Source organism: Bacillus sp. UNC41MFS5 (assembly GCF_000686805.1).
Map to the genome: position 1 here is coordinate 1 of NZ_JMLP01000018.1, position 26141 is coordinate 26141.

Here is a 26141-nt window from a genome sequence, read left to right on the forward strand (position 1 = left end):
ACCTCAAATAAATAGTCTGGCAGCAATGGCGAGAAGGTCACACCCGTTCCCATACCGAACACGGAAGTTAAGCTTCTCAGCGCCGATGGTAGTTGGGACACGCGTCCCTGTAAGAGTAGGACGTTGCCAGGCTAACCCTTTGGGGTTATTTTTTTTGTCCAAATTTAATCAGGCCTCTTTGGTCAAGTGGTTAAGACACCTCCCTTTCACGGATGTAACACGGGTTCAAATCCCGTAGTAGTCCCATAATTGGAGGATTAGCTCAGCTGGGAGAGCATTGCCTTTTAATCAGAGGGTCGAAGGGTTCGAGTCCTTCATGGCTCACTATTTAGAATTAATATGAAAGTGTTGTGGAATTGGCGGGTTCGATTCCTGTGTTTATGACCTTTTTTATATTTAGGGGCCCGTACCCTGTGGAGTCCGTTCAGGACTACGGGAGAGGTTTGATATAAGACATTGAAAGCATAAAAAGGACAAAAGGGCATCTGAATGGGAACATTCAGATGCCCTTTTGTCTACACTCTGAGCCAGCATGTATAAACGGTTCTGTTTACGATTCTTCCTTTAACAGGTTTATGACAGTTGTCACCATTCATTTCGGGCATTTGTAGGGATAAAGTCAGTATTGGTGCGCAGAGAGGTCACTTTTAACCAAACGTTTGTGTAGTGGCGAAAAGGTGGGAGTTTACTAGAATCGTGTAAATTCGAGAGAAACCCATCTGATTTTGTGGAACATTGGGATATTTCCTGCGAAATTTATTAACTTCTCGACAATTTTCCTTCATGCTTAGCGGGGAAGATTAATAAAGGTCAGTACTTGCAACTGTTTTAATCAAACGATTGATTAGTATACCCTATACGGAATATAGTCGAATCGGTGACGTTTTTCCTCTATCCTTTTCATAGGAAATCTGTAATCACTCATAAGCAAATCGTAGGTTCGCAACCATTAAAGCATATTTCATTAAGAAAAGACAGAGAGCTTTTGTTCCCTGTCTCTTTTCATGCATATCACTTTTTACTTTAGCTGAGTGAGAATCTGACCACACTATCTTTTTAGTCAGTGGAGACTATGTCCCTGACCGTCATCCCGCCTCTTTTTTTTCATGATAAATAGGAAGCGTGGTGACGGTTTTCATGCTTCTGGTTTTTTTTTCTAAAAAATTATTTGAAAATTCATATTAGTGTGATAGAATGACTTTAATAGTTTAATATTTAAAACTTGGTTTATTATAATAAACCGATAGAAACGAAGTGATAGGTTATGAAGGAAAAGTATTGGGTTCCAGCTATTGAGCGTGCTGATAGGGTTCTGAGGCTTATTGGAGAGTTTCCCAATCAGCTGCGGTTGATTGAGTTGTCCAAAAGACTGGAAATGAATAAAAGTTCTCTATTTTCCCTGCTGAATACGTTGGAAACATTAAAGTGGGTCACCAAGGCGGAAGGTGATACTTACTCTTTAGGTCCTGCATTGGCGGGGATTGGGGCAGCTTATTTTCAACAGTTTAATATTGTCCAGTCCTTCTATAAAGAGGCTGCTCGTTCGGTTCAAAAAATAAATGAACATATCCAATTAGGAATTTTAGAGGAAGGCGATGTCATTTATTTAGGAAAAATGGAAGGGGATTCACGCGTCCGCCTGGTTACAGACCCCGGAATGCGTTTTCCTGCCTATGCCTCTGCCATTGGAAAAATGCAATTAACGAGATTTTCTAAAGCAGAACTGAAAGAAATTCTACAAGAACCGTTGAAGAAAAAAACGGAGTTTACGATTTCAGACATCGATACGCTTTATGGGAACTTGCAAGAGGCGAATAAAAATGGTTATGCCATCGAGAATCAGGAGGCTTCTTTAGGATTTCATTGTGTAGCAGCGCCAGTCTATAACTTTGAGAATAAAATGATCGCTAGTGTTAGTTTTACGATGATGACCAATAGCTGGGGACAGAAGAAAGAGGCGGCAAAAGAGGAAATACTCCAGCTAGCCAGCCGCTTATCACAGCTTGCCGGCTATGCCGGCTCCCAAAGTAAAGAACCGAATAAATAGTTCTAATTAGGCTATGTCCAAGTCAAAGCCGAAAAAATAGAATACATTTCAAGCCGGCTTAGGCCGGCAGATATAAAGCAAAAGATCCAAATACATTTTTGCCAAAGGGAGTGAATCTTTAATGCTAATCGACACAAATTTGAAAGCGTTTAAAAATTTTATTAACAATGAATGGCAGGAATCAGCATCTGAACAAGTCATCACCAGTATTAATCCAGCAAACAAAGAAGAAATTGTCGGATTTGTGCAAAATTCTACTATGGAAGACCTTGAAAAAGCGGTCCTTGCCGCCCATCAAGCGAAAAAAAACTGGCGCAAACTGGGGCAGGCTGCCCGCGGCCAGCTTTTATATAAGGCTGCAAATATTTTAGAAGAGAACTTGGATGAGATTGCTGAAACATTAACAAGGGAAATGGGTAAAACCCTTCCGGAGGCTAAAGGCGAAACCGCTCGTGGAGTGGCCATACTTCGTTATTATGCTGGGGAAGGTATGAGGAAGGAGGGGGATGTGATTCCATCTTCTGATTCGGAGGCATTAATGTTCACAAAGAGAGCTCCTCTTGGAGTGGTTGGCGTAATCACTCCATGGAATTTCCCTGTTGCCATTCCAATCTGGAAAATCGCACCCGCTCTTGTATATGGAAATACCGTCGTTTTCAAACCGGCAACAGAGGCGGCCGTAACGGCAGCAAAGGTAGTTGAATGCTTTGTCAAAGCAGGCATTCCAGCTGGTGTGCTAAATTTTATCACTGGTTCCGGGGCCATCATCGGTCAGGGATTGATTGATCATCCACTGCTAAACGCTATTACCTTCACCGGATCGGAAACGGTTGGTGCAGGAGTGGCAAAATCAGCGGCCGCAAGGGGAATTAAATTCCAATTGGAGATGGGCGGCAAAAACCCTGTGATTGTGACAAAGGATGCCGATTTGGATGACGCGGTTGAAGCTGTCATCAGCGGGGGATTCCGTTCCACCGGTCAAAAATGTACCGCTTCTAGTCGGGTCATTGTGGAAGCGGCCGTTTACGAAGACTTTAAAGAGAAATTAATAGAAGCCACAAAAAAAATAACCGTCGGCAATGGTTTACAAGAAGGAATATGGATGGGGCCATGTGCCAGTGAAAGTCAGTTCAATACAGTGCGAAGCTATATTGAAAAGGGAAAGGCAGAGGGCGCTTCACTTATTTACGGTGGAGAAACGTTGACTGGCGGGGAATATAGTCAAGGTTTTTATGTTACACCTGCCATTTTTGAACATGTGAAACTTGAAATGGCCATCGCCCAAGAGGAAATTTTCGGTCCGGTTGCGGCTCTCATCAAAGCAGCGGATTTACAAGAAGCGATTGAATTTGCCAATGATACGAAATATGGATTGAGCGCATCGATTTTTACAACTAATATTGCAACGCTACTGGAATTTATTGATGAAATCGAAGCAGGTCTAGTACGGATCAATGCGGAGAGCGCAGGAGTCGAGCTGCAGGCACCCTTTGGCGGGATGAAAGCATCAAGCACAGGATCCCGAGAACAAGGAGAGGCGGCAAAAGAATTTTTCACGGCGATTAAAACTATCTTTATTAAAGGGTAAGAAAAGCAAGAAAGTTAAGCGGTTCCAGTGGAGCCGTGCTGGCATAATCTTTTTCTAAGGAGTCTTTGGCTAAGGGGTTTCTACCATATCCAGTTGACCAAATCTGGAACAAAGGAATGTAGAAATCTCTTAGTATTTAATAGAACAATAAAGAAAGCGCTTCACTAATTAAATTATCGCGAAAGAAGGTAAAAAAAGTGAGAGAATCTAGAGAACTTTTAGAAAAACTTGGTTATCCATCAACTGATTTAAGAGACCTGCCTACTTCCACCAAAACATTTCCAGATGGGGCGCAATACCGTATTGAACTTCCTAGTGTAGAAGGCCCAGTCGCATTAAGAGAGATGTTAGATGAAATTGACCGCTATGGTTTAACGATTCACCGGGTATCGCAGGGAAGCGGAATTATGCTCCAAACAGACGAAGAAATTTTGGAAATGTGCAGGATGACAGCCGAAAGAGGAATGGAACTTAGTTTGTTTGTTGGACCGAGGGGCACCTGGGATATTAGTGCACAGCCGCTGACGGACGGTGGAAAATCGATTGCTTTGCGACACGAGGGAGCAGACCAGCTAGTTTATGCCATGGAGGATTTAAAAAGAGGCGCCAGACTCGGACTGCGGGGGGCACTTGTGGCGGATGAAGGCCTCTTGATGCTGACAAAGGAGATGAAAAAACAGGGTCAGCTGCCGGAGGAATTTGTGGTAAAGGTATCGGTTCAAATGGGCGCAGCAAATCCTGTGTCCGTAAGGTTGATGCAGGACCTCGGGGCCGGAACGTATAATGTTCCCACTGCATTGACGCTACATAAGCTGGCTGCTATCAGGCAATCGATCGATATCCCGATTGATTTATATGTAGAAGTGCCGGACAATTTGGGCGGTTTCCTCCGCTACTATGAGATTCCGGAAATTATTCGTGTATTGGCACCGGTGTATATTAAATTCGGCCTGCGGAATCATCCAGATGTATACCCATCCGGAAGACAATGGGAGAGTACCAACATTTCACTGGTGAAAGAACGTGTCCGCCGTGCGGCGCTAGGCGTCCAAATGATTGAACGATATTATCCTGAGGCCAAAACATCCAAACTAGGTGCTGACGGGCTAGGGATTCCAAAGATTGTATCTGCAACGGCTAGTGTATAACTGCATTTCTTGAAAAATTACTAGGAGGAATTGAAAATGAAATTCGTAACATTCCGTAGTGAATCGGGTCAACAGCTTGGAGTCATTACTGCTGGAGAACAAGTTTTACATGCAGGCGATTTGAATGAGCGTTACAAGCAGCAGCTTTCACAAGACTGTACGATCCCCAATGATATGAAGCAGTTAATTGAACAAAGTGAAACCTTGCTTCCTTATATAGAAGCCCTTCTTCAGTGTTATGAGAATGATTCGGAAAAACAGGACCTTACTATAAGCTCCTTGGCGGATGTAGAGGTATTAGCCCCCATCTCGCAGCCGGAAAAAATCATCTGTGTCGGTCTAAACTACTTAGACCACTGTAGCGAAACCAACATGGAGCCGCCACCCTCACCGGTTATTTTTTCAAAGTATGCCAACACCATCATTGGAGATAAGGACGCCATCCTACTGCCAATCAATTCCCAGAAAGTTGATTATGAAGCAGAACTTGCGATTGTGATTGGAAAAGAAGCAAAGTGTGTGTCAGAAGCGGAAGCGGAGGACTATGTGTTTGGTTACACGATTATGAATGACGTCAGTGCCAGAGATCTTCAATTTGCAGACGGCCAATGGTCGCGTGGAAAGTCAGCGGATACCTTTGCACCGATAGGGCCAGTCATTGTCACAAAAGAGGAGGTTGGAGATCCGCATCAACTGGACATTTCGCTGACATTAAATGATGAAATGATGCAGCAATCCAATACATCGAATTTAATTTTTACGATTCCAACCATTGTTTCCTACTTATCTCAGAGCATGACGTTAAAGCCCGGTGATCTGATTGCAACGGGGACACCTCCAGGAGTTGGAATGGGCAGAAATCCTCAAGTGTGGTTGAAGGAAGGAGACATGTTATCCATTTCCATAGAAAAAATTGGCACGCTGACTAATCATGTAAAAAATGATTCAAAAAACATCCAACATTCATCAGACAAGACCCTTTTAACCTCTAAGTGAATTTCTTCTAGATATGTTATAAACCGGCTGACTCAGGATAAGCATTTAGACCTCATACGATGGAGTTGTAAGGTGAACCTGCTTACGAGTCAGCCTCCACTCTCTTCTAAGAATGAACAGAAATCCTATAGATTATTTGTAAACGGTTAGGCCACTGGTTTTTCAAATCTATAAATATAAACAGGAGAGTGAAAGAATGAAAATTAAACAAACAATTGATAGAGTCCCTGGCGGCCTCATGGTTGTCCCGTTACTAGCAGGAGCCTTGTTTAATACGATTGATCAACTGCATCTTCCCTTTATTATGGATTTCCTCAAAGCACTGGGAGTAGCCCCTAACGAGGATGGAAACTATGAGTTTATGAAAATCGGTGGTTTTACACAGGCGTTATTTAAGGATGGTGCTTCCACCCTGTGTGCCTTATTCTTGTTTTGCGCCGGGAGCCAAATGAATCTCCGTGTCGGCGGAAAAGCACTTAAGAAGGGTGTGCTATTGACGGCCTCCAAGTATTTAGCTGGGTTTGCCATCGGGATGATTTGGGGGATACTGTCTGACCCTGTTCATGGCTTCCTTGGTCTATCGACGATGGCGATTATTGCCGCGATGACAAATGGAAATGGGGGAATGTTTGCGGCGTTGACGGGACAATACGGAAATCGTTCGGATGTCGGAGCAACGGCTATTCTTTCCTTGAATGACGGGCCGTTTTTTACCTTGATGGCGCTTGGTATGATGGGTGCGAACTTCCCGCTTATTGCTTTTATAGCTGTCTTATTGCCGATTTTAATTGGTATGTTAATAGGGAATTTGGATCACGAAGTCCGCAACTTTTTAGCGGCTGGAGAAACTTTGGTTATTCCGTTTTTTGCCTTTGCTTTAGGGGCCGGTATGAATTTGGCAAGCTTCTTTAACCCTGAGGTAGTTGGAGCTGGGGTAGTCCTTGCACTGATGACCGTTCTATTTTCTGGTAGTGCGATGGCTCTTACCTTCAAGCTGTTCCGTGAAAAAAGCATTATTGCCCCTTGGGCCGAGGCCTCTACGGCCGGAAATGCCGTGGCCACACCTGCAGCGATTGCAGCGGCTGCAACGGTTGCCAGCGGTTCAGGGTTAATGTCCGCTGCTGATGCAGAAGTATATCATGGCCTTGTGACAATAGCATCGGCACAAATCTCCATTTCGACGATCACGACGGCCTTTCTAGTTCCGATTGCAGTTATCTTGGCCGATAAGTATCAAAGGAGACGCGGCATCGATGGGAAAGTAGAGTTCCACGATGAGGTGCAAACATCTGGAGTGAAAACCAGTATTGAAGAAAAACTGGGTTGATTTTTTGTAATATTTCTACTATTTATTTACGGAAAATGAAGGGAGCGATATCATTGGACTATTTTTTTAATGGGTACAAGCGAAATGATGGGAAGGCAGGAATCAGGAATCATATTGGGGTGATTTGTTCTGTCGTATGTTCCAGTGTGGTGGCTCGGGAAATTGCCGAAAAGGTTCCTGGTGCGGTTCCATTTGTTCACGGCAATGGCTGTGCGCAGCTCGGAGACGATTTTAAATTAACGAAAAATATGGTAGCAGGAGTCGCAGATAATCCCAACCTTTATGCCTCACTGCTGGTTGGATTAGGCTGCGAAACGAACCAAGTCAGTGGCTTGCTTGAGAGCATTCCAAAAACCAAGCCGGTAAAAGGTATCGGGATTCAGCAGCTGGCAGGTGGCGAAAACACGATCAATAGAGGTGTGGAATTAGCGGAACAATGGTCACAGGAAGTAGCAAGTCAACAGCGGGAGCGTCTGCCAATCTCCTCACTGTCGGTTGGTATTTTACCGGTTGATTTAGATGAAGGTTCCTTAGAAAAAGCTGCTCCTGTTATAGGCGGGGTGGTGGACCGTTTAGTGGAGCAAGGAGCAAATGTCCTGTTTGGTCTTTCCCAATCATTAGAACCAGCGGGTCTTTTATTATCACAACGTTCTGATGATGAAGAGGTGAGCAATCGTTTGAAGCGTGCCGGTGGGGGATTGCAGCGGCGACGATGGAAGGAAGTCAGCAACGGCTCGCTCACTCATGATAATTTTTCAGAACCAGAGCAAACACTTGCCAGTCTTGAAGCGGAGATGACAGGTACCCACACAATCAAAAGTGTGCTCGGATATAGCGAAATACCCGCTGAAAAAGGGCTTCATTTGATAACAGTTCCTAGCAATATCGTAGAGGCCTTATCGAATATGGCTTCTAGCGGTTGTAACCTTGTATTAATTGTCAGTAATAGAGGGGTGTTGACGGGATCGCTAGCATTGCCTTGTATGACCATTGCACCACAGCACCAAAATGAAGTGTTTGATGAGTTAATTGATTACACAGTTACATCCGAACCTGTTTCTCTTCAAGTGGAAGCGGTGATCTCGGAATTCCTTGAGATTTGTTCCGGTAAGCAAACCTGTCTGGAACAACTGGAACTCGGTGAGTTTTCTATACCTCATGTAGGTACGACTTTTTAACAAAGGATGGTGGGAACGAAATGACCCAAAAATACAATGCACTGAAGCTTAATGAGAATGATAACGTAGCCGTGGCCCTTAGGAACATAAGTGAGGGTGAATGGCTTTCTATTCAAGGGAGCGATGAAACCGTAGAAGTTAGCAAGACTATTCCTTATGGACATAAAATTGCGACGGTAGTGATCCCTAAGGATGGAAAAATCCTAAAATATGGGGAATGCATGGGGATTGCTACAGAAGACATTCAGCCTGGTTCCCATGTACATGTCTTCAATGTCCGTGGATTGAAGGAAGAAGAACGATTAAGCACACGAAAGGAGGTTCACTTGCCATGAAGACCTTTCAAGGATACCGGCGGGCGAATGGAAGTATAGGGGTACGAAATCACGTCATAGTGATGAATACGGTTGGAGAGTTGGCCAGTTTTACGAAAAAAGTGGCTCAGTTGGTCCCGGGGGTTATTCCTGTTGCTCATCAGGCAGGAAAAGCCCAATATCCGGAGGATTTAGAACAGACGATTCGAACGCTGAAGGGTACGGCTGGCCATCCGAATGTGAGTGCCGCCCTTCTTTTAGGGATGGGTGATGGCGACCCCGCCGAGGAAATTGTTGAAAGCTTAAAGGAAGAGGGCTGTTATGTCCATTCGATTACTTTTCAAAAGGATAAAAGCATTTCGGACATTCTGAAGGAAGGAAAGCTATGGCTCGAAACGGCAGTCGAACGAAGCCTTGCCCAAGAAAAGGTTACGGCCGATATAACCGAATTGACTATTGGGCTTGAATGCGGCGGGTCAGATGCTTGGTCCGGAATCACCGCTAATCCCGCGATTGGAGCCTGCTCTGATGCAGTTGTACGAGATGGAGGAACCAGTATTTTAGCGGAGACGACCGAAGCTATCGGGGCGGAGCATATTTTGGCCAAACGAGCTGTTAGTCCGGCAGTCGGGGAAGCCTTTTTAAAAATTGTTAGGGAATACGAAGAACGAATCCGCGACACCGGTGAAGATATTCGCTCGGCCAATCCGACGCCGGGTAATATGGCAGGCGGGTTAACGACCCTCGAGGAAAAATCGTTAGGCTGTATTAAAAAGGGCGGAAATTCGACGTTGATGGAAGTGATTGCCTATGCCCAAAAGCCGACAGAAAAAGGGTTTGTCTTTATGGACACACCGGGTTATGACGTGGAATCGGTTGCCGGCCTGGCTGCAGGGGGTGCTCAAATTGTCTTGTTTTCCACTGGGAAGGGCTCGCCGACAGGTTCGCCTATTGTCCCAGTGATTAAAGTGGGAACTAACCCAAGACTCTATGAAATCATGTCTGAGCATATTGATGTGAATGCCGGAAAAATCATTCAAGGGCTCAATACGATTGAGGAAATTGGCCAAGAAATCTATGACCTGATCATGGAAACGGCAGGCGGCGAGTTGACGGCGGCCGAAAGACATAAAAATCAAGAATTTGCGATTTGGCGATTAGCAGAAACTAGATAGAGTAATATATACAAGTAGAAAATCCCCTATCATGAGCAGATAGGGGATTTATTATGTAATTAATAAATTTTTTAAATAGTAACTGGTCTGTGTTAGAGCCGATTTACAAAAAATTAACAAATCAGAAGGCTCTAATGAGTTTATAATGAAATTAGAATATTGGGCATTTTTATATTTATTTAAGTTGAATTGAACAGCTGCATCTTATGCTTTTTGAGTAAATAAGTGCTTATTAAAGGAGAGATGGTTAATGGCTATTTTAGTAACAGGCGGTGCTGGATATATTGGTAGTCATACTTGTGTTGAGCTACTATCAGCAGGCTATGAAATTATTGTTCTAGATAATTTTTCAAACAGTAAACCAGAATCATTAAATAGAGTGAAAGAGATAACTGGTAAAGACTTTTTATTTTACGAGGTTGACTTGCTTGACCGAAACCGACTTGAGGATGTGTTTTCAAACCATTCAATCGAAGCCGTTATCCATTTTGCAGGACTAAAAGCGGTTGGGGAATCCGTTTCGATCCCTCTCCATTATTATCATAATAATATAACTGGAACACTTATTCTTTGTGATGTGATGAAGAAATATGGTGTGAAGAATCTTGTGTTCAGTTCATCTGCAACTGTTTATGGTATGCCAGAACGGGTACCCATTTCTGAAGATTTCCCACTAAGTGCAACCAATCCATATGGCCGAACTAAGCTTATGATAGAAGAAATCCTCCGTGATTTATATATAGCAGATGATAGCTGGAGTATTACCTTATTGCGTTACTTCAATCCAATTGGAGCTCATGAGAGTGGTAGGATTGGAGAAGATCCCAATGGTATCCCTAATAATTTAATGCCATTTATTACTCAGGTGGCTGTAGGGAAAAGGAAAGAATTACAAGTGTTTGGAAATGATTATCCAACGGTTGATGGTTCGGGTGTAAGGGATTATATTCACGTTGTTGACCTTGCACTAGGCCATTTGAAAGCACTTGAAAGAGTAAAGTCTTCTATTGGTGTGGATGCCATTAATCTTGGAACGGGAACTGGTTATAGTGTATTAGAAATGGTAACAGCTTTTGAAAAAGCAGGGGGTGTGAAAGTTCCTTATAAGGTGGTGGAGCGCCGACCTGGAGATGTAGCTGTTTGTTATGCAGATCCTTTAAAGGCCAAAAATGTTCTAGGATGGACTGCTGAACGAGGAATTGAAGACATGTGTAGAGATTCTTGGAGATGGCAGGAAAATAATCCGAATGGGTATGAAACAAATGTAGTGGTAGAATCAAAGTGAATTATAACTTAAGGAAACAGTTACATACCGAATAGGGTGTGTCTGTTTCCTTTTTTTATGGGGGAAAGTTAATCGCAGTTCTTGACATTTTTCTCATGTATTTAAAGTGGAAAATCTAGGAATAATGCGAGCTGAAGTAACTTTTAATTAAACGTTTGTGTAGTTTCGAAAATGTGAGGGATTAGTAGAATAATGTAAGTTGATGAGAAACCCATCTGATTTTGTTAAAAGATGGGTTATTTCCTGCGAAATTAATAAATGCTTTTGCGACATTCTTCTTGTCTACTTTGCTCCGGGAATTCATATGCATCAGTACTTGTAGAAGTTTTAACCAAACGTTTGAATAGTATAGCCTAAATGGTATTTTGTCGAAAGAGTGTCGGTTAGTGACGTAGGCCAAGACTATGGGGATGGTTCACATGGTCCTCACTAACCAAATTAAAAACCATTTTTAAAATGAAAAAGTCTAAATTCATAAAATTTGAGTATTATCATATTAAGATAAGGAGGCGATCTGGTGAAATCAATTGGAATCTTGGGTGTAGGTCAAGCAGGCGGTAATATAGCTGAGATAGCAACAACCTTGGGCTTTCAAACCGCCTTAATCAACACTAACCAACGTGATGGGATAGTAAACACGAGGGTGGAGAAGAAGTATTTTGTCCCTGGTTATAATGGTGCTGGTCAAGATAGATCAATCGGATTAAGAGCTGTTAAAGAAAATTATCGAGAGCTGATTGACTTTGTAAAGGGGTCCTTTAAAAACATAAGGCTGTTATTGGTGGCTTTCTCTACCGATGGTGGTACTGGATCTGGTATGAGCCCTTTATTAATTGATATGTTGTTAGATCATCTGCCTGGCGTCAACATTGGTGCTATTGCTATTTTACCTGAGCGAAACGTGTTAGCTGGAAACCGAATCAATGCTTCTGAATGTATTGAAGAGATTTCCAAAATCGAAGCCATCTCTTCTGTATTCCTTGTAGACAATGATCAGATGCGTAAGATTAACCCACAATCCAGCAAACATCTGATCTATCTTTCTTCTAATCAACAAGTCATGGAAGCAATTAACAATGTACTGCGAGTCACGCATAAGAGTTCTTTTTATGGTAACTTTGATGAGTCGGACCTAATGAATATTCTTAACACAAGAGGAGTAACGTTAATATCTTCTGCCACAATCACAGACGCTAAGACATCGTCTGACGTATCTAGAGAAATTCACCAATCTTGGGTTAACTCAATATTCTGTCCTGTTGAATCAGCGGGCGTCATTCGAGCTGGTTTAATCTATGAAGGACCAGAGAATATGTCTAAGCTAATTAATGTACCATCTATCTTTGAAAGGGTTGGAGAACCTTTACAATTATTCGAAGGGACCTATTTCTCAGAAACTGACGCTACTATAACAACCATTCTAGCGGGCTTTTCCTTCCCTACCCGGCGCCTGCTATCAATAGAGGATTCCCTTGAAAAGAACAAAGATCGTTTACAAAACCTAGTCAACAAGGAACAAAGTCAGAGGTATGAGTCTAAAGTATCTTGGGCATCTGGCCTAAAAGCTAAAAAACCTGATAAACAGGGAGGACCAGTAGCGTCCAAGTTACCGAAGAACCTGAAATAACAAATGTGCAAATACTGGAAATGAAAATGGTCATTTCATAGAAATAATGAAAAATCAGACTTGCATCAGGAACCGTATTTTTGGGTGTTCTCTTTGTAATAAGCTATTTTCTTATTGACCAATCATGCAAAAAGACGAATCCGCGTGGATTCGTCTTTTTTTAACTTATAAAAGCGGGTAGATAGCATTTGCGTATGCAATTGCCCCTTTATTGTTAGGATGACCCATTGAAGCTCGTTTGCAGATCTCAAAGTCTATTCCCGTACAGCCAGCTTCTGTGCAAGAGACCAGCCGATCAGCTGCGATAAAATCTTGTGGGGACATATCCAAATTAATCCCGAATAAATAAGGATCATTGGAAAGTGCAGAGTGTTCTACACCTATATTTGGATCGGCAAAGAAAAAACGTTTTTCACCAGTCAAGGCAGCATTTGTTTCATCAACAGCTTGTTGGAGAAACAATTTTGACTCGGTAGCAAGCTGCAGGCTTCTTGCATGGATGATCTGTAGGTGATGTTCAGTCAAAAATCCAGCAACAACACCGCCAGGTATCCCCTCAGTTGCAATTCCTAAAGCGACAAGTAAAACTTCTACAGCGGTTAAATCACTGTGTTCAGAAACAGGGGGATAATATCCCGTTACAATTACCTTGGCATTTGGAAAGGTAGTTGCCACTTTAGTAAATAAAGTTTTACTATTATCAAGGAAGTGAGTCCGATGAAGGGCACTCAAATCATCAGTATTAAAAGGATTCAGGACGACTCGAAGATTAACATCATTGATTCCGCCATCCATAATAATAAGATCTACTTCAGACTGTTCCCCGACAAATAGATCACACTGTTGTAGAATGGTCGGATAGGAAACAGGTACTTCTCCATCTACAGCTGGAGTATTTTTAGGGTCATCTACTCCAATCGTTGCCCCAGAGTGTGCAAGCACTTGCGTATAGTATCCGATATTTCCATTTCGTGCTTTGACAGCATTGCCGACGAGGGAATAGTGCTTTTCATGTTCTGGTAAGCCTTGACCCCAAGATACTGAATCACCAATGACAAGCATATGAAAGGTATCCAACACTAAGTTGAGGGTGTTAGATGGCGTTCCATCTGATAAAATCACGCGCGCTACAGCATGCTCACCTGATGGGTTTTCTTCTATTGTAGATGGTCTGATCAATGTGAATTCTAGCTGGGTCGGGCTTAACAAAGTAACATCCGGCATATCTTGATCATTGATCCGAACAATGGCATTTTCTGAAAACCCACTACCTATTAATGTTACTTTTCTCCCTGGCTTGACTCGCATATGTTCATTTTCTTTATTATCCTGCTGGGCAGAGTCGACCTTGGGCTTAATATACAAAGAGGCTTTATTGGATAATGTTCCATCCGACTGTTTTACCTGAAGTGTGTGCTGCCCCCCTCTTATAAAAGGAGCCGAAAATTGCAGGGAAGTATCACTGTAAACGTTTGTTGGTACAGGTGAACCATCGATTAGCACTACATCCGATTTCGTAAAACGCTTGCCTTTTAATGTTACGCTTTCCGCTGCATAGGCATAAGCCGGAGTTGCTTCAAAAATTGCCGGTTCTAGAAGTTTTCTGCGAAAATCATCAGGATCGATGGCACGCATACTGATTGGTTCCGGAAGTTTTCCGCCATCGTACCCGCTGGCACCTTGGCCAGAGTAAGCACCATCAGGCCCTCTTGATCCGGCAGTTCTTGGTCCAGGTCCACAAACGGCTCCAAAGTTTGCTTTAAGAGAATCTCCAACAGGTCCTCCAGGGCCGCCTGAACCGGGATAACCAGGCTGACCTCCAGCTCCACCGCGGCCACCATCCACGGTTATGTAAAAGCCTTGAAGATATTGATTGATCACGTTCTGAGGGGCATAAAAAGAAAGCTTTCCACCGTATCCGCCATTGCCGCCATCTCCGCCCTGACCTGCATTTCCTCCAGTTCCTCCGTTGCCGCCAGCACCTGCCCCTGACTTACAGAATCCTGACCAGTCTAATTGGGCAGGTTTTCCTTTTCCTCCTTGGCCGCCATTCCCGCCGTCCTGACCAGAACCACCGGTGGTTCCATCCTGCCCCCTTAAATCAAAAGCAGGACGTCCAATCATATCAAGAACCCATAGTTCTAGTTCAGGTGCACTATTTCCATCGGGGCCTCTGCCGCCTTTGTCACCATGTTTTCCATTTGTCCCTGTAATCCCTACCAGTGTAGTCGAAGTTGATACTTGAGGTGGTGTTCCTGGTTTCCCAAGTTTAGCGGGACTGGATTTACTTGGCCTTTCCCATGTAAACGTAACATTTTGGCCAACTGTAATTTTTTCTGCAATTAAAATAAGATAACGCTGAGGCTGCTTTAGAACTACTGTTGTATTGTCCTGTAAATTGATTTCTGTTGCTACCCAATAAGCGGTATCTACATTGATCTGTGTGGTAATACCCGGTACGGAGGCAGCAGTTACTGTTCTTGAAGGCAATGGGACTGCTTTCAAAATAGTGGCCTGGCCTCCAACAGGTTGAAGTACGGGTGTGGTTGCAGTGTTCGTTACTTTATACGCCGACTGGAAGTATGCCTGTGTGGTCGTGGCCGCTAAATTAGGATCAGGCTTTGTAAGCCCTGCTTGAGGTATTAAATTACCTGATAAATTAAGTGTTCCAAGGGATGATAGGGAAGTAATTCCCACGGATTCTAGAACTGCTTTGTGATACTGTAATCGGTCCTGGCTTAAACTTGTGGTTGAAGTGATGGTGTTGGAACTAATTGAAAAGGATTTTAGAGCAACAGGGATAAATTGTGTTCCTAGAGTTGTAGACATGTGATTCCTCCTGAGATAAACAATGTTTAGGCATTTATCATCCAACAAACCAATGAATTACTAGTGATCCTTAGAATGACACAATATTTCTTTAACTACAGGGAGATTAAAAGTTGTGAAGGACTTGATAAAAACCCGATTAACAATATATTTGATAACCAATTAAACTAGAACCATATTTTGGTGAATGTCTATTTAACATAAAGTATGATAAACCAATGAAATCAAATGAAATCAGGAAGAAATTCATAAGGGTGAAGAATCGACGAGATAGCTGCGGAAATATGCTGTATATCAAGGCTAGGGGAAAGGAAGAGTTTAAGACAATTTTTTTAAGTATGGAGAGGGAATGGTATGTGTTGGGACCACTTTTAATTAAATGTATGGATAGTTTTGAAAAGGAGGGGTTTTAATAGAATAATGGAATTGTAAGTAACCAATCTAATTTTGTAGATAAATGGGATATTTCCTGCGGAATTTTGTAGCGCATCTCGACAATTTTCATAATTGAGCTGCAGGGAAAGTCCATATATAGCAGAATTTATAGCTGTTTCAATCAAACGTTTGATTAGTAAGGAAACTGGACGAAATTTGTCATACATTAAGGGCCGTGGGGACATTCTGGTGGTACTCAATCATCAAAAAAGGCCATGAGAACCGACCCTGTGGCATACCTATCTGGAAAGATTGTAACCATTGATTACTGTGTAATGAACATCTACACGATCAAACAGTTCAAGCAACTCATTATCTAGGTTTTTCCAATCCTTTATAAAGGATCTTTGTGAAAAAAAGCGAAAGAATGGAGCCCACTAATAAAAATGACATATCCCACTGGGCGTCCCATATGTCTCCTTGCATGCCTAAAAAATCTTTTGTGGCTTTCCCTTCTTTCCCTATTTTTGTACTTGCCCACTCGATGATTTCGTAGAAAGCCCCGATTGCTAGTGTTATACATAGAGCAATAAAATTTGTCGTTTTACTTTTCAATAAAGCTGTTTTCCTTAATAATATCTCTAGTATAACTATGACCATAGACCCCTTAAGGAAATGACCAAACCGATCATAGTGGTTTCTTTTTAAATCATAATAATCTTTAATCCATGTAAAGAGAGGTACTTTGGAATAAGAATAATGCCCTCCTATAAACGTTAAAATGACAAGAAGGGTAATAATGACATAGGAAACAGTGGTAAGGCGAAAATGATTGTATCTTGATATCAAGAATATTAAAACTAATACTGAAGGTGAAACCTCCATCAACCAGACCATATAACCTTCCACAGGTTTAATCAGGGACCAAATAAGAATTAGCATAACAACAAATAATAAGAAAAAATGTATCGAACTAGCTTTTTTACGTGGCACTCCAATCACTCCATCGGAAAACAAGATGAATATAGTATTGGCTAAAATTAAAAAAATATAGAAAGAGGTATGGGGTGCTAGGTTCCGAAAAAAGACAAGCGTCCGATTGACATATTGCAAAAAAGGAATTGTTCAGCAGAACAATCCCTTTTTTACATGTTATATAAACATATCCAAGATTAGGACACCAGCAAGTCCAACTAAAGAAATAATCGTTACCATGATAGACCATGTTTTAATGGTTTTTCCAATGGTTAGATTAAAGTATTCTTTGTAAATCCAGAAGCCTGCGTCATTCACGTGTGAGAAGGTAACACTTCCCGCACCAGCAGCTAGTACCATCAATTCAGGGCTTGCACCAGTTGAAGCGACAAGAGGTGCAGCAATACCAGCGGCTGTCATACCTGCTACTGTTGCAGAACCTACAGCAATCCTTAGGATTGCTGCGATTAGCCAAGTTAGAAGCAGAGGTGAAAGGTTAGAGCCAGCCATGAGATCGGAAATATATTTGTCAATGTGGCTGTCAATCAGTACTTGTTTGAACGCACCACCTGCTGCAATGATTAAAAGAATCATACCAATTCCGCTTACAGATTCACTAAGAGATTGCATAATTTCCGGCATTTTCTTACCAAGATTTAAACCGAAGGTAAAGATGGCTACAATCACTGAAATTAAAAGGGCAATATTAGCATTACCAATAAAATCTGTTACCGGTGCAAATGCTGATTCAGGCGCAAAAATTTCTACAATTGCTTGTAAAGCAATTAAAATAACAGGTAAAAGAGCTGTGAGAAGACTGATTCCGAATTTAGGAAGTTCTTCTTCTTTAAATTTCTTCGGATTAAATAGACCTTTTGGAATTTCAATTTCTAACGATTCTTTTTTAAATAATTTTGTATAAACGGGACCTGCAAGAATAAATGCAGGAATCGCAATGATGATTCCCAAAATCATCGTTAAACCGATATTTGCACCGAAAACGTTTGCAACCGCAGTTGGACCAGGGTGCGGAGGCACAAATCCATGCATGGTAATCAGGGCAGCAATTACGGGCATACCAAGATATAGTACTGGCACTCTAGCAGCTGTGGCAATGGTAAATACTAATGGAATTAACACAACAACTCCAGTTTCAAAGAATAAAGCGATTCCAACAACAGCGGCTGTAGTAACAGCAGCCAGTTGAACTCTTTTTTCCCCGAAGGCATTAATCAAAGTTGTCGCGATACGCTGTGCACCGCCTGAATCGGTCATTAACTTACCAAGAACGGCACCCAAGATAATAATCATGGTAAGATGTCCAAGTGTTCCCCCTAGACCAGCTTCAATGGATTCAACTGCCTTAATCGGTGTCATTCCTTCAAGAATTCCTACCGCCAGCGAAACAATAATTAATGATAAGAAAGCGTTTAATTTAAAGGCCATCATTAATACTAATAACAGTGCAACCCCTATAGTAACTGAAATAATTGGCATTTTTTCTCCCTCTTCCCCTTTGTGGTTTCATAAAAGGAGGCCGCCTCCGTAAGGAGTTCACTCAAACTCTATAATCTGATTCTTGATGATGGTTCATTCTTGCTGAAAGACGACTATATGATGAGTGTTAACTCCTTACTTCAGGGCCAAACCATTTTTTAGAAAAATTTATTCTTTTTTTGGATTACTTTTTACTTAGCATTTCAACAACTTCTCTTAAATCTGTTTTTGTTCCAACGTTTCCTGGGAAGATAACATAGGAAATTCCCGGGAACTTGCTCTCGCTGCCTGTTGTCCAGACAGGAATTCCAGGTCGGATTTGACCTGCTACTGTTGCTCTTTTCACTTCAAGACCGTTTGTCCCAATATCACTAGAGGTAATACCGCCTTTAGCAATAATATAGGAAGGTCTTACTTCTAACCGTTTTACGATACTTGTTACTGCATCGGAAATTTTGACAGAAAGCTTTAGTTCTTCTTCTTTTTTGTCTTCTCCGAGATCCAGTCTTTCTCTTCTTGTATAAACAGCAACATTTTTTCCTTCAACAATGAGCTGATTTGTTGTCTGTATTACTCTATCAAGTTCTTTTTCGAATTTTTCAGGCTCAAGTACTAGATGAACATTGAATTCGATAAATTCAACGGCATCCGACTTTTTCAGTTCTTCAAACTGTTCTGTTGTTTTTTTAACATGGGAACCAATAATGACTAATCCGCCATTGTTGCTGTCTTCACTCATGATTTCCTCACGAGTGAGCAGATTTTTATCGCTTACGCCTCCGATTACTTTCGTTAGTGCGGCTGCGCTTCTGAACATGAAATTCTTTCCTTTATTCATCGCTCTAATTAAAGCAATGGTAAAGATTTTAACATCCGCATAATCAACTGCATTCACAATGACTTTATTAAAGTCTTCCACTTTCAGAAGCTGCTGTTCAATGGTGTCAATATCTAGTGCACGCAGGCTTTCAAGCGAAATATAGGTCATATTCTCAGCTTGATATTCACCGTTAGATTTTTCTTCGGCCCACTCGCCTAAATGTGATTTGGTATAACCGAAGGTGCGGTCTTTCGCAAATTCAGTTTCCCCTGCTGGGACAAGATACTCATCATATTGAACAAAGTGGATATTATCGATTGTGAAGCGTCCGCCTTCTTTAAAGAAAGGAAGGATAACCTCACCATCAAATCTGTTATCTGAGCTTGCTTCAACTGTTTCTTTCAGCACTTGAGTTTCAAGCGGGTAATGCCCTCTTAATGTTGAATCACCGCGGCTGATAATGGTGAATTGGCGATTGTTTCTCTTCGCTGCTTCCACAATATTGGCGGCAATTTCTTGATGCGCTTTTGTTGTTTCTGCAGCAGTAAATCCACGTGAATTTGTTAAGATAAAGAACATGGAGTTGTCTTCTTGGAAGCCTTTGTCGATACTTTCCAAAGACCAATCTGTATAAACAGAAACTCCATGAACGGTTTGAACACCGGTTGGGTCATCATCGAGTACGATGATTTTTTTATTTAAATTCTTAAGTTCCTTTTCAATCATTTCATTCACAAGGCTTGTATCAACAGAAGGGATGTTGTTAAAAACTTCTTCTACTAATCTTCTATTTGAACTCATGGATTAAGAACCCCTTACTTCAACATTTGCTAGTTTTTCATAATATTGAACGATACCGCCATGATCATCCATTAATTTTCCATCCACTTTTAATGCATGGAAGATTTCTAATAGATGGCTTGATAATGGAAGCGGTACGCCAATTTCATGAGCTGTATCCATTACGTTCGTAATATCTTTCATATTGATGGCAATGGTTCCGCCTGGCGCAAAGTTTCTTTCAAGAATTAATGGAACTTTTGCATCAAGCACTGCACTTCCTGCTAATCCGCCTCTGATGGCTTGATACATTTTTTCAATATCAATTCCAGCTTTAGCTGCCAATACCAGCGCTTCAGACATTGCTGCAATATTCAGGTTTACAATGATTTGGTTAGCTAATTTGGCTGTAACTCCGCATCCGCTGTCTCCAACTAATGTAACCGCACTTCCCATATCGAATAGAACTGATTTTGCCGCTTCGAATACGTCTTCCTTACCGCCAACCATGATAGCTAAAGTACCATCAATTGCTTTAGGCTCGCCGCCGCTGACAGGTGCATCCAAAAAGCCAACGCCTCTTTTTGCTGCATCTTCCGCTAGTCCCTTTGAAACAGCAGGAGTAATGGAACTCATATCAATAATAATGGAGCCTTCTTTAGCTCCTGCTAAAATTCCATTGTCACCTAAAACAACAGTTTGTACATGTTTAGATGCCGGAAGCATAGTGATGATAATTTCACTGTTTGCTGCTACTTCTCTTGGTGAACGAGCTTCCTTTGCACCCGCTTCCACTAAAGTTTGTACGGCATCTTGATTAAGATCATTAACTGTTAATGTATGTCCTGCTTTAACAAGGTTTAAAGCCATAGGTTTTCCCATTATGCCTAATCCGATAAATCCAATCCTCTTTGTCATGCTGTTTTCCTCCCCATGCATTATGTTATGAAATGCTGATACCCGCTTGAAAAGTGATTTTCTACTTTTATCATCTTAATTGGGTCATCCGCTTTGAAATTGAAAGTTTGTAAGCAATCGCTTACATTAGTGTTTACGTTTTAAATTGTATACTAAAAAATATTTTTTGTATACATTTTTTATTTAAATTGTATACATTTTATGAATTTTTGTATGCCGAAAGTGATTTTTCCTTTTTACTTCAGTGATTTTATTAAAATAATTTGGTACTATGGATATAATTAGAAATTGAAAAACTGGGGTGAATTTTGTGCTTGAAAGTAACAGCTCACGACCGGCGTATCATCATTGTTATGAAATTCTTCGCGATAAAATTTTAAATGGTGAGCTTTCTGGCGGTACTAAGATCGTTGAGGAAAAAATTGCTGCTGAGCTTGGTGTCAGCAGAACACCGATACGAGATTCGATACGAAAATTAGAATATGAAGGATTAGTAGTGAAAAAGAGAGTCGTAAATCCAACGGAGAAGGATTTACGAAATATGTTTAGTGTCCGGATCCTGCTAGAAGGGTACGCAGCCCGATGTGCGGCAAACTTCTTAAAGGAAAATGAAATTGAAAAACTTTTCGAATACGTTGAGATTGGCAGAAAGGGCACTAAAGAAGAAATCATGTCTGCCAATGAAAGTTTTCATAATGATATTGTGAAAGCAAGCAATAACCCTGTCATGATTGATATCATCGATCGGATGCAGGCGATTATTTATTTGTTCAGAAAAACGGTTGTTATTTATAATCGTCCGCATCTAATTGATGAGCACGAAGAAATTTATGAAGCAATCAAGGCAAGAGATGGTGAAAAGGCTGAAATTCTAATGAAAAAGCACTTAGAAACAGACTTGAACTTTTATCTTCATGTAATGAGTAAATGAGTATCATTATTTTGGAAAAATAAAAGTGCCCTTAAAAACATTTTAAGGGCACTTTTTGTTCTTTTATTTTTTTGATAATAAGCGGACAAATTTTGTCATTACTGGCTCCATTGCTTGCTGCATTTCTGCCATGATAATAGATAGATGAGCCATTTGTTGCTTTTCGATACATGTTTGAAGATAAGAGACAGCAGCCATGGAAACTTCTGTATTGACATTTACTTTACAAATTCCCAATTCGATTGCTTTCTTTAGAACATCTTCAGGTGTCCCAGAACCGCCATGCAGAACGAGCGGAATCCCAACTGCTTCACGAATCTTTTCTAACAGAGCCAAGTCGATTTTGGGTTCGCCCTGGTACATTCCATGAACCGTACCAATGGCAGCAGCTAAAAAGTCAACGTTTGTTTCAGACACGAATGCCTTAGCAGATTGTGGATTCGTTAAAGTCCCATCGCCTTCCTCTTCATCTGAGAATGCTCCCCTTGCCACAGAACCGATTTCTGCTTCAACAGAGACACCTGCCATATGGGCAATTTCCACAATCTCCTTAGTAAAATGGATATTTTGTTCAAGATTATATTTAGATCCGTCGTACATCACAGAGGTGAAACCAGCTCGAATCGCTCTAACAATGGATTCCTTTTCATAGGCATGATCAAGATGCAGTGCAACCGGAACTTTTACTTTTTCCGCCATTGCTTTGATCATGGCAGCAAAACCTTCAACATCCACTGTAGGAAAATAACGTTCTCCTAGAGCGATGATTACTGGTGTACCTTCCCGCTCGCTTACTTGGATCGCAGCTTGTGCTGTTTCTAAGTTATATACGTTAAAAGCTGCCACTGCATATTTTCCTTGTTGTGCTTGTGTTAACATTTCTTTTGTATTCACTAACATTATTATTTCTCTCCTTATTTGATAGATTAAGTCGAGAATATTGTATACATTTTTTTGTTTTTTGTATACATTTCTATATACTATTTGTTTCTTTAAATAGAATTCTTTTGAAAAAACTTCAGATGGCGATATCTAAGTGGAAGTTCGACCATATGGACTTTTCATAACGCAAATAGGGGAAGGTTTTTCTTATAAAACCTTGGCGAAATCATATCAGCCAGTTTCAGGATGGAAATATTCTGATGAAAAAGATTCGAAGGGTCTTGTAAAATCATTTACCTTTGAAGCGACAGGGGAAGGAATTTTGTCAGGTCAGTTCCAACAGTTTACCTTTGTAGGAAAAAATCCAGACAATGCAACAAAAGCAGCTTGGGATGCGTTTCAATATTACAAAGATGGTAGTATTGTAGAGTGGACAGGAGATGAAAGTTCCCAATCTCCGCATTCCATCACGGATATTGTAGCAGGGGCAACAGAAGATCATCATGATGCAAAGAATACGAACCAAGAAACTTAAAAGACTGATAAAGTAGAAACAAAGACGGAAAAAACAAGTGACTCTCTTCCTTTAATCTTATCAGGTTTTGCAGTTTTACTTTCATTAGTTGCGAGCGTCCTTGCTCTTCGTAAAAAGTAATAATTAGTAACAAAGAGCAGTGGTTTTTAATGCCTAATGTTCTTTTTTTTAACTGCCGATATAGTCGGTGCGGTGAACCTTACCATAAGTAACGGCGAAATTTTTACTTGAATTTATATTAGATAAGCATAATTATAATATTTTTTGCTTATAAGGTTTTAAAATTTTAAAAAACTCAGAAATATATTGACAATTATTTAATAGATTGATAAAGTTTAAAAAAATATTTCTTATCCAGAGAGGTGGAGGGACTGGCCCAATGAAACCTCAGCAGCAGGTCTAATAAGACACTGTGCTAATTCCATCGGGTGTGAAGCCTAGATAGATAAGAGCTACGTTATTATTTGTCAGTAACGCACTCATTTATCTGAGTGCGTTTTTTGTTTTTTCTGGATGTAGGAAAAAGGGGACTATGATGGAGAAGAAAAGCAAGCAAAAATTTCAAAGAAAAATGCAGACACGGCATTTAGTTATGCTATCGCTCGGGGGAGTGATTGGAACAGGATTATTCTTAAGTTCGGGTTACACGATTCAACAAGCTGGCCCGTTTGGGACTATTCTGTCCTATCTGATTGGTGCACTAGTGGTTTATCTCGTCATGCTATGTTTAGGAGAGCTTTCCGTACATATGCCTGAAACTGGTGCCTTTCACAGTTATGCGACTAAATATATTGGTCCAGGGACTGGGTATACAGTTGCTTGGTTGTACTGGCTAACTTGGACTGTTGCTTTAGGTTCTGAATTTACGGCTGCAGGATTATTAATGCAGCGATGGTTTCCATCCATTAATGTCTGGGTTTGGAGTTTGCTGTTTGCTATTTTGGTTTTTGTCTTAAATATACTGACGGTTAAGTTTTTCGCTGAATCTGAATTCTGGTTTGCATCTATAAAGGTAATAGCGATTGTTCTGTTTATTGTTGTAGGAGCAGCGGCAATGGTAGGTTTTCTTCCGATGACTCATTCCCAATCGGCACCGTTCTTCTCTAATTTTACAAGTGCAGGTTTATTTCCTAATGGTGCTTTTGCGATTGTCATGACAATGCTTGCGGTTAACTTTGCATTTTCAGGAACGGAATTAATAGGAATTGCAGCGGGGGAAACAGCAAATCCGGAAAAAACGATACCAAAGGCCATTCGTACTACATTGTGGAGACTGATTATCTTTTTTGTAGGAACAATTGTTGTATTATCTGCATTATTGCCTACTTCAGATGCAGGAGTATTAGAGAGCCCCTTTGTTGCCGTTCTTGAACAAATTGGCGTACCATATGCAGCGGATATTATGAACTTTGTCATATTAACAGCCATTCTATCTGCTGCAAACTCAGGTCTTTATGCCTCTTCAAGAATGCTTTGGTCACTAGCAGATAAGAATACGATATCACCCATGTTTGCAAAATTAACAAAACAAGGTGTTCCAATAAATGCAGTCATTTTTAGCATGTTTGGCGGTGGTTTAGCTTTGTTCTCAAGTATTATTGCACCAGATACAGTGTATATCGTACTTGTATCCATTTCGGGCCTAGCTGTGGTGGTAGTTTGGATGAGTATTAGTGCTTCACAGTTTTTCTTTCGCAGACAATATATTAAAGAAGGAAATTCCGTAAAGGACTTGGTTTATCGTACACCATTCTATCCTTTGGTACCAATCGCTTCCTTTATCCTTTGTCTTGCTTCTTGTATTGGAATCGCATTTGACCCTACCCAACGAATTGCCTTATATTGTGGCATTCCATTTATCTTGTTTTGCTATGCAAGTTATTATGTAACCCAGAGTTTAAAGAAAAGAGGAGCAGACTATGTCCAACAAAATCAACCCTATTAATGCTATTTTATCCGAACATTCCATTATGCTACTGGACGGAGCGTTAGCCACAGAGCTTGAGTCGCATGGGTGTAATTTGGACGATCCCCTCTGGTCTGCACGTGTATTACTAGAAAATCCAGAATTGATTTATCAGGTTCATACAGACTATTTTCGTGCTGGAGCGGACTGTGCCATAACGTCAAGCTATCAAGCAACCATTGACGGTTTTTCCAAGCGTGGTATCCAGGAGAAAGAAGCTTTAGAACTAATTAAGAAAACGGTGCTACTTGCGAGAAAAGCAAGAGATGATTTTTGGCAGGAAAATTCACAAACCAATAGACCTAAGCCATTGGTTGCCGCATCCGTTGGCCCTTATGGGGCTTACCTAGCCGATGGTTCAGAGTATGTGGGGAACTACGGTGTTACAGATGAAACATTAATAGACTTTCATCGCACAAGAATGTCAGCGTTGATTGAAGCAGGTGCTGATCTATTAGCATTTGAAACGATTCCTTCCCTGCAGGAAGCGAAGGTATTAGCTTCATTGTTGAAGGAATTTCCAGATACATATGCCTGGCTATCCTTTTCTTTGAAAAATGAGAAAGCGATAAGTGACAGTACGCCGCTGGCAGAGTGTGCGAGAGTGTTTGGTGACAACGAACAAATTGTTGCCATTGGTCTCAATTGTGCACCAGTGACAATCGTGACGGAAGCTATCAACGAGTTGCGAACAAACACCAAAAAACCGATTATTGTTTATCCGAACTCTGGTGAAACCTATAATCCAGAAACTAAAACATGGCATGGTCAAGAATTATGTAATGGGCTCGACTTTAAATCTGAAGAATGGTACCTTGCAGGGGCACGACTAATAGGAGGATGCTGCAGAACAGCACCTCATCATATTGAAGAGATTTCAAAAAAGTGGCGAACTTCTTAATTAATTAGATCGTTACGGAGAACCGTACCATGAATAGTGATGGTTTT

20 protein-coding genes, 1 tRNA gene, 1 rRNA gene and 1 riboswitch are annotated in these 26141 nt (G+C 41.1%); of the genes, 16 read left to right on the forward strand and 6 right to left on the reverse strand.

Translation table 11 applies throughout. The features are described from left to right. The first annotated feature begins 15 nt into the window (after positions 1–15). The 12 genes from rrf to BR30_RS0110645 all read left to right on the forward strand — a co-directional run bounded on the left by rrf (position 16) and on the right by BR30_RS0110645 (position 12685). Positions 16–132: ribosomal RNA gene (rrf, locus tag BR30_RS0110590) — 5S ribosomal RNA — on the forward strand. A 39-nt stretch (positions 133–171) separates the two neighbouring features. Further along, positions 172–244: transfer RNA gene (locus BR30_RS0110595), tRNA-Glu, on the forward strand. Positions 245–1264: 1020 nt separating this feature from the next. Continuing rightward, a complete protein-coding gene (locus tag BR30_RS0110600) occupies positions 1265–2047 on the forward strand; it encodes an IclR family transcriptional regulator (protein WP_026565002.1) in 783 nt (260 codons plus the stop codon). A gap of 121 nt (positions 2048–2168) precedes the next feature. Further along, the gene (gene gucD / locus BR30_RS0110605; RefSeq protein WP_026565003.1) at positions 2169–3635 is read left to right on the forward strand and encodes an alpha-ketoglutaric semialdehyde dehydrogenase GucD; all 1467 of its coding nucleotides are present in this window, start codon (positions 2169–2171) and stop codon (positions 3633–3635) included. 197 nt (positions 3636–3832) lie between these two features. Beyond that, a complete protein-coding gene (locus tag BR30_RS0110610) occupies positions 3833–4783 on the forward strand; it encodes a U32 family peptidase (RefSeq protein ID WP_026565004.1) in 951 nt (316 codons plus the stop codon). A 36-nt stretch (positions 4784–4819) separates the two neighbouring features. Further along, positions 4820–5779 carry a fumarylacetoacetate hydrolase family protein gene (locus BR30_RS0110615; protein ID WP_026565005.1) on the forward strand — a complete coding sequence of 320 codons (960 nt, stop codon included), beginning with the start codon at positions 4820–4822 and terminating at the stop codon, positions 5777–5779. A gap of 196 nt (positions 5780–5975) precedes the next feature. Then, positions 5976–7106, forward strand: a complete 1131-nt coding sequence (locus BR30_RS0110620) for a 2-keto-3-deoxygluconate permease (protein WP_026565006.1) — start codon at positions 5976–5978, stop codon at positions 7104–7106. Positions 7107–7159: 53 nt separating this feature from the next. Beyond that, entirely contained in the window at positions 7160–8284 is a 1125-nt protein-coding gene (locus tag BR30_RS0110625; protein WP_026565007.1) for a UxaA family hydrolase, read from the forward strand. Between the two features lie 20 nt (positions 8285–8304). Then, the gene (locus BR30_RS0110630) at positions 8305–8619 is read left to right on the forward strand and encodes a UxaA family hydrolase (RefSeq protein ID WP_026565008.1); all 315 of its coding nucleotides are present in this window, start codon (positions 8305–8307) and stop codon (positions 8617–8619) included. Beyond that, positions 8616–9773 carry a UxaA family hydrolase gene (locus tag BR30_RS0110635; protein ID WP_026565009.1) on the forward strand — a complete coding sequence of 386 codons (1158 nt, stop codon included), beginning with the start codon at positions 8616–8618 and terminating at the stop codon, positions 9771–9773. Before BR30_RS0110630 ends, BR30_RS0110635 begins: the two co-directional genes overlap by 4 nt. A gap of 250 nt (positions 9774–10023) precedes the next feature. Continuing rightward, positions 10024–11058, forward strand: coding sequence for a UDP-glucose 4-epimerase GalE (galE, locus tag BR30_RS0110640; RefSeq protein ID WP_026565010.1), 1035 nt, complete (start codon positions 10024–10026; stop codon positions 11056–11058). 517 nt (positions 11059–11575) lie between these two features. After that, positions 11576–12685 (forward strand): FtsZ/tubulin family protein, encoded by a 1110-nt coding sequence (locus tag BR30_RS0110645; RefSeq protein ID WP_026565011.1) that lies wholly within the window; start codon positions 11576–11578, stop codon positions 12683–12685. 165 nt (positions 12686–12850) lie between these two features. Here BR30_RS0110645 and BR30_RS0110650 read toward each other — a convergent pair whose 3' ends face one another. The 5 genes from BR30_RS0110650 to garR all read right to left on the reverse strand — a co-directional run bounded on the left by BR30_RS0110650 (position 12851) and on the right by garR (position 20879). Further along, complete coding sequence (locus BR30_RS0110650; RefSeq protein ID WP_026565012.1) at positions 12851–15514, reverse strand: SGNH/GDSL hydrolase family protein; 2664 nt, start codon at positions 15512–15514, stop codon at positions 12851–12853. A gap of 747 nt (positions 15515–16261) precedes the next feature. After that, the gene (locus BR30_RS0110660) at positions 16262–16882 is read right to left on the reverse strand and encodes a DUF2238 domain-containing protein (RefSeq protein WP_026565013.1); all 621 of its coding nucleotides are present in this window, start codon (positions 16880–16882) and stop codon (positions 16262–16264) included. Positions 16883–17041: 159 nt separating this feature from the next. Then, positions 17042–18361 (reverse strand): gluconate:H+ symporter, encoded by a 1320-nt coding sequence (locus BR30_RS0110665; protein ID WP_026565014.1) that lies wholly within the window; start codon positions 18359–18361, stop codon positions 17042–17044. Positions 18362–18545: 184 nt separating this feature from the next. After that, complete coding sequence (locus tag BR30_RS0110670; RefSeq protein WP_026565015.1) at positions 18546–19982, reverse strand: four-carbon acid sugar kinase family protein; 1437 nt, start codon at positions 19980–19982, stop codon at positions 18546–18548. A gap of 3 nt (positions 19983–19985) precedes the next feature. After that, positions 19986–20879, reverse strand: a complete 894-nt coding sequence (gene garR / locus BR30_RS0110675) for a 2-hydroxy-3-oxopropionate reductase (protein ID WP_026565016.1) — start codon at positions 20877–20879, stop codon at positions 19986–19988. Positions 20880–21189: 310 nt separating this feature from the next. On the opposite strand from garR, the gene BR30_RS0110680 reads away from it, so the two are divergent. Further along, positions 21190–21810 (forward strand): GntR family transcriptional regulator, encoded by a 621-nt coding sequence (locus tag BR30_RS0110680; RefSeq protein ID WP_026565017.1) that lies wholly within the window; start codon positions 21190–21192, stop codon positions 21808–21810. Positions 21811–21873: 63 nt separating this feature from the next. Here the strand turns inward: BR30_RS0110680 and BR30_RS0110685 are convergent, their stop codons facing one another. Continuing rightward, positions 21874–22710, reverse strand: a complete 837-nt coding sequence (locus BR30_RS0110685; protein ID WP_026565018.1) for a class II fructose-bisphosphate aldolase — start codon at positions 22708–22710, stop codon at positions 21874–21876. 199 nt (positions 22711–22909) lie between these two features. Between BR30_RS0110685 and BR30_RS33115 the strand changes: the two genes are divergently transcribed. The 3 genes from BR30_RS33115 (at position 22910) to mmuM (ending at position 26094) form a co-directional block, all read left to right on the forward strand. Beyond that, a complete protein-coding gene (locus BR30_RS33115) occupies positions 22910–23227 on the forward strand; it encodes a DUF1775 domain-containing protein (RefSeq protein ID WP_231507676.1) in 318 nt (105 codons plus the stop codon). Between the two features lie 347 nt (positions 23228–23574). Then, positions 23575–23679: riboswitch (SAM riboswitch) on the forward strand. 83 nt (positions 23680–23762) lie between these two features. Then, positions 23763–25172: an S-methylmethionine permease gene (mmuP, locus tag BR30_RS0110695; protein WP_026565019.1), complete on the forward strand. Its 1410-nt coding sequence runs from the start codon at positions 23763–23765 to the stop codon at positions 25170–25172. Beyond that, positions 25147–26094, forward strand: coding sequence for a homocysteine S-methyltransferase (gene mmuM, locus BR30_RS0110700; RefSeq protein ID WP_026565020.1), 948 nt, complete (start codon positions 25147–25149; stop codon positions 26092–26094). The genes mmuP and mmuM overlap by 26 nt, the downstream gene beginning before the upstream one ends. The last annotated feature ends 47 nt before the right edge of the window (positions 26095–26141 follow it).

Coding starts and splice junctions, on each gene's coding strand:
- BR30_RS0110600 (WP_026565002.1), top strand. CDS start 1,265: ATGAAGGAAAAGTATTGGGTTCCAGCTATTGAGCGTGCTGATAGGGTT.
- gucD (WP_026565003.1), top strand. CDS start 2,169: ATGCTAATCGACACAAATTTGAAAGCGTTTAAAAATTTTATTAACAAT.
- BR30_RS0110615 (WP_026565005.1), top strand. CDS start 4,820: ATGAAATTCGTAACATTCCGTAGTGAATCGGGTCAACAGCTTGGAGTC.
- BR30_RS0110620 (WP_026565006.1), top strand. CDS start 5,976: ATGAAAATTAAACAAACAATTGATAGAGTCCCTGGCGGCCTCATGGTT.
- BR30_RS0110630 (WP_026565008.1), top strand. CDS start 8,305: ATGACCCAAAAATACAATGCACTGAAGCTTAATGAGAATGATAACGTA.
- BR30_RS0110635 (WP_026565009.1), top strand. CDS start 8,616: ATGAAGACCTTTCAAGGATACCGGCGGGCGAATGGAAGTATAGGGGTA.
- galE (WP_026565010.1), top strand. CDS start 10,024: ATGGCTATTTTAGTAACAGGCGGTGCTGGATATATTGGTAGTCATACT.
- BR30_RS0110650 (WP_026565012.1), bottom strand. CDS start 15,514: ATGTCTACAACTCTAGGAACACAATTTATCCCTGTTGCTCTAAAATCC.
- BR30_RS0110665 (WP_026565014.1), bottom strand. CDS start 18,361: ATGCCAATTATTTCAGTTACTATAGGGGTTGCACTGTTATTAGTATTA.
- BR30_RS0110670 (WP_026565015.1), bottom strand. CDS start 19,982: ATGAGTTCAAATAGAAGATTAGTAGAAGAAGTTTTTAACAACATCCCT.
- garR (WP_026565016.1), bottom strand. CDS start 20,879: ATGACAAAGAGGATTGGATTTATCGGATTAGGCATAATGGGAAAACCT.
- BR30_RS0110685 (WP_026565018.1), bottom strand. CDS start 22,710: ATGTTAGTGAATACAAAAGAAATGTTAACACAAGCACAACAAGGAAAA.
- mmuP (WP_026565019.1), top strand. CDS start 23,763: ATGGAGAAGAAAAGCAAGCAAAAATTTCAAAGAAAAATGCAGACACGG.
- mmuM (WP_026565020.1), top strand. CDS start 25,147: ATGTCCAACAAAATCAACCCTATTAATGCTATTTTATCCGAACATTCC.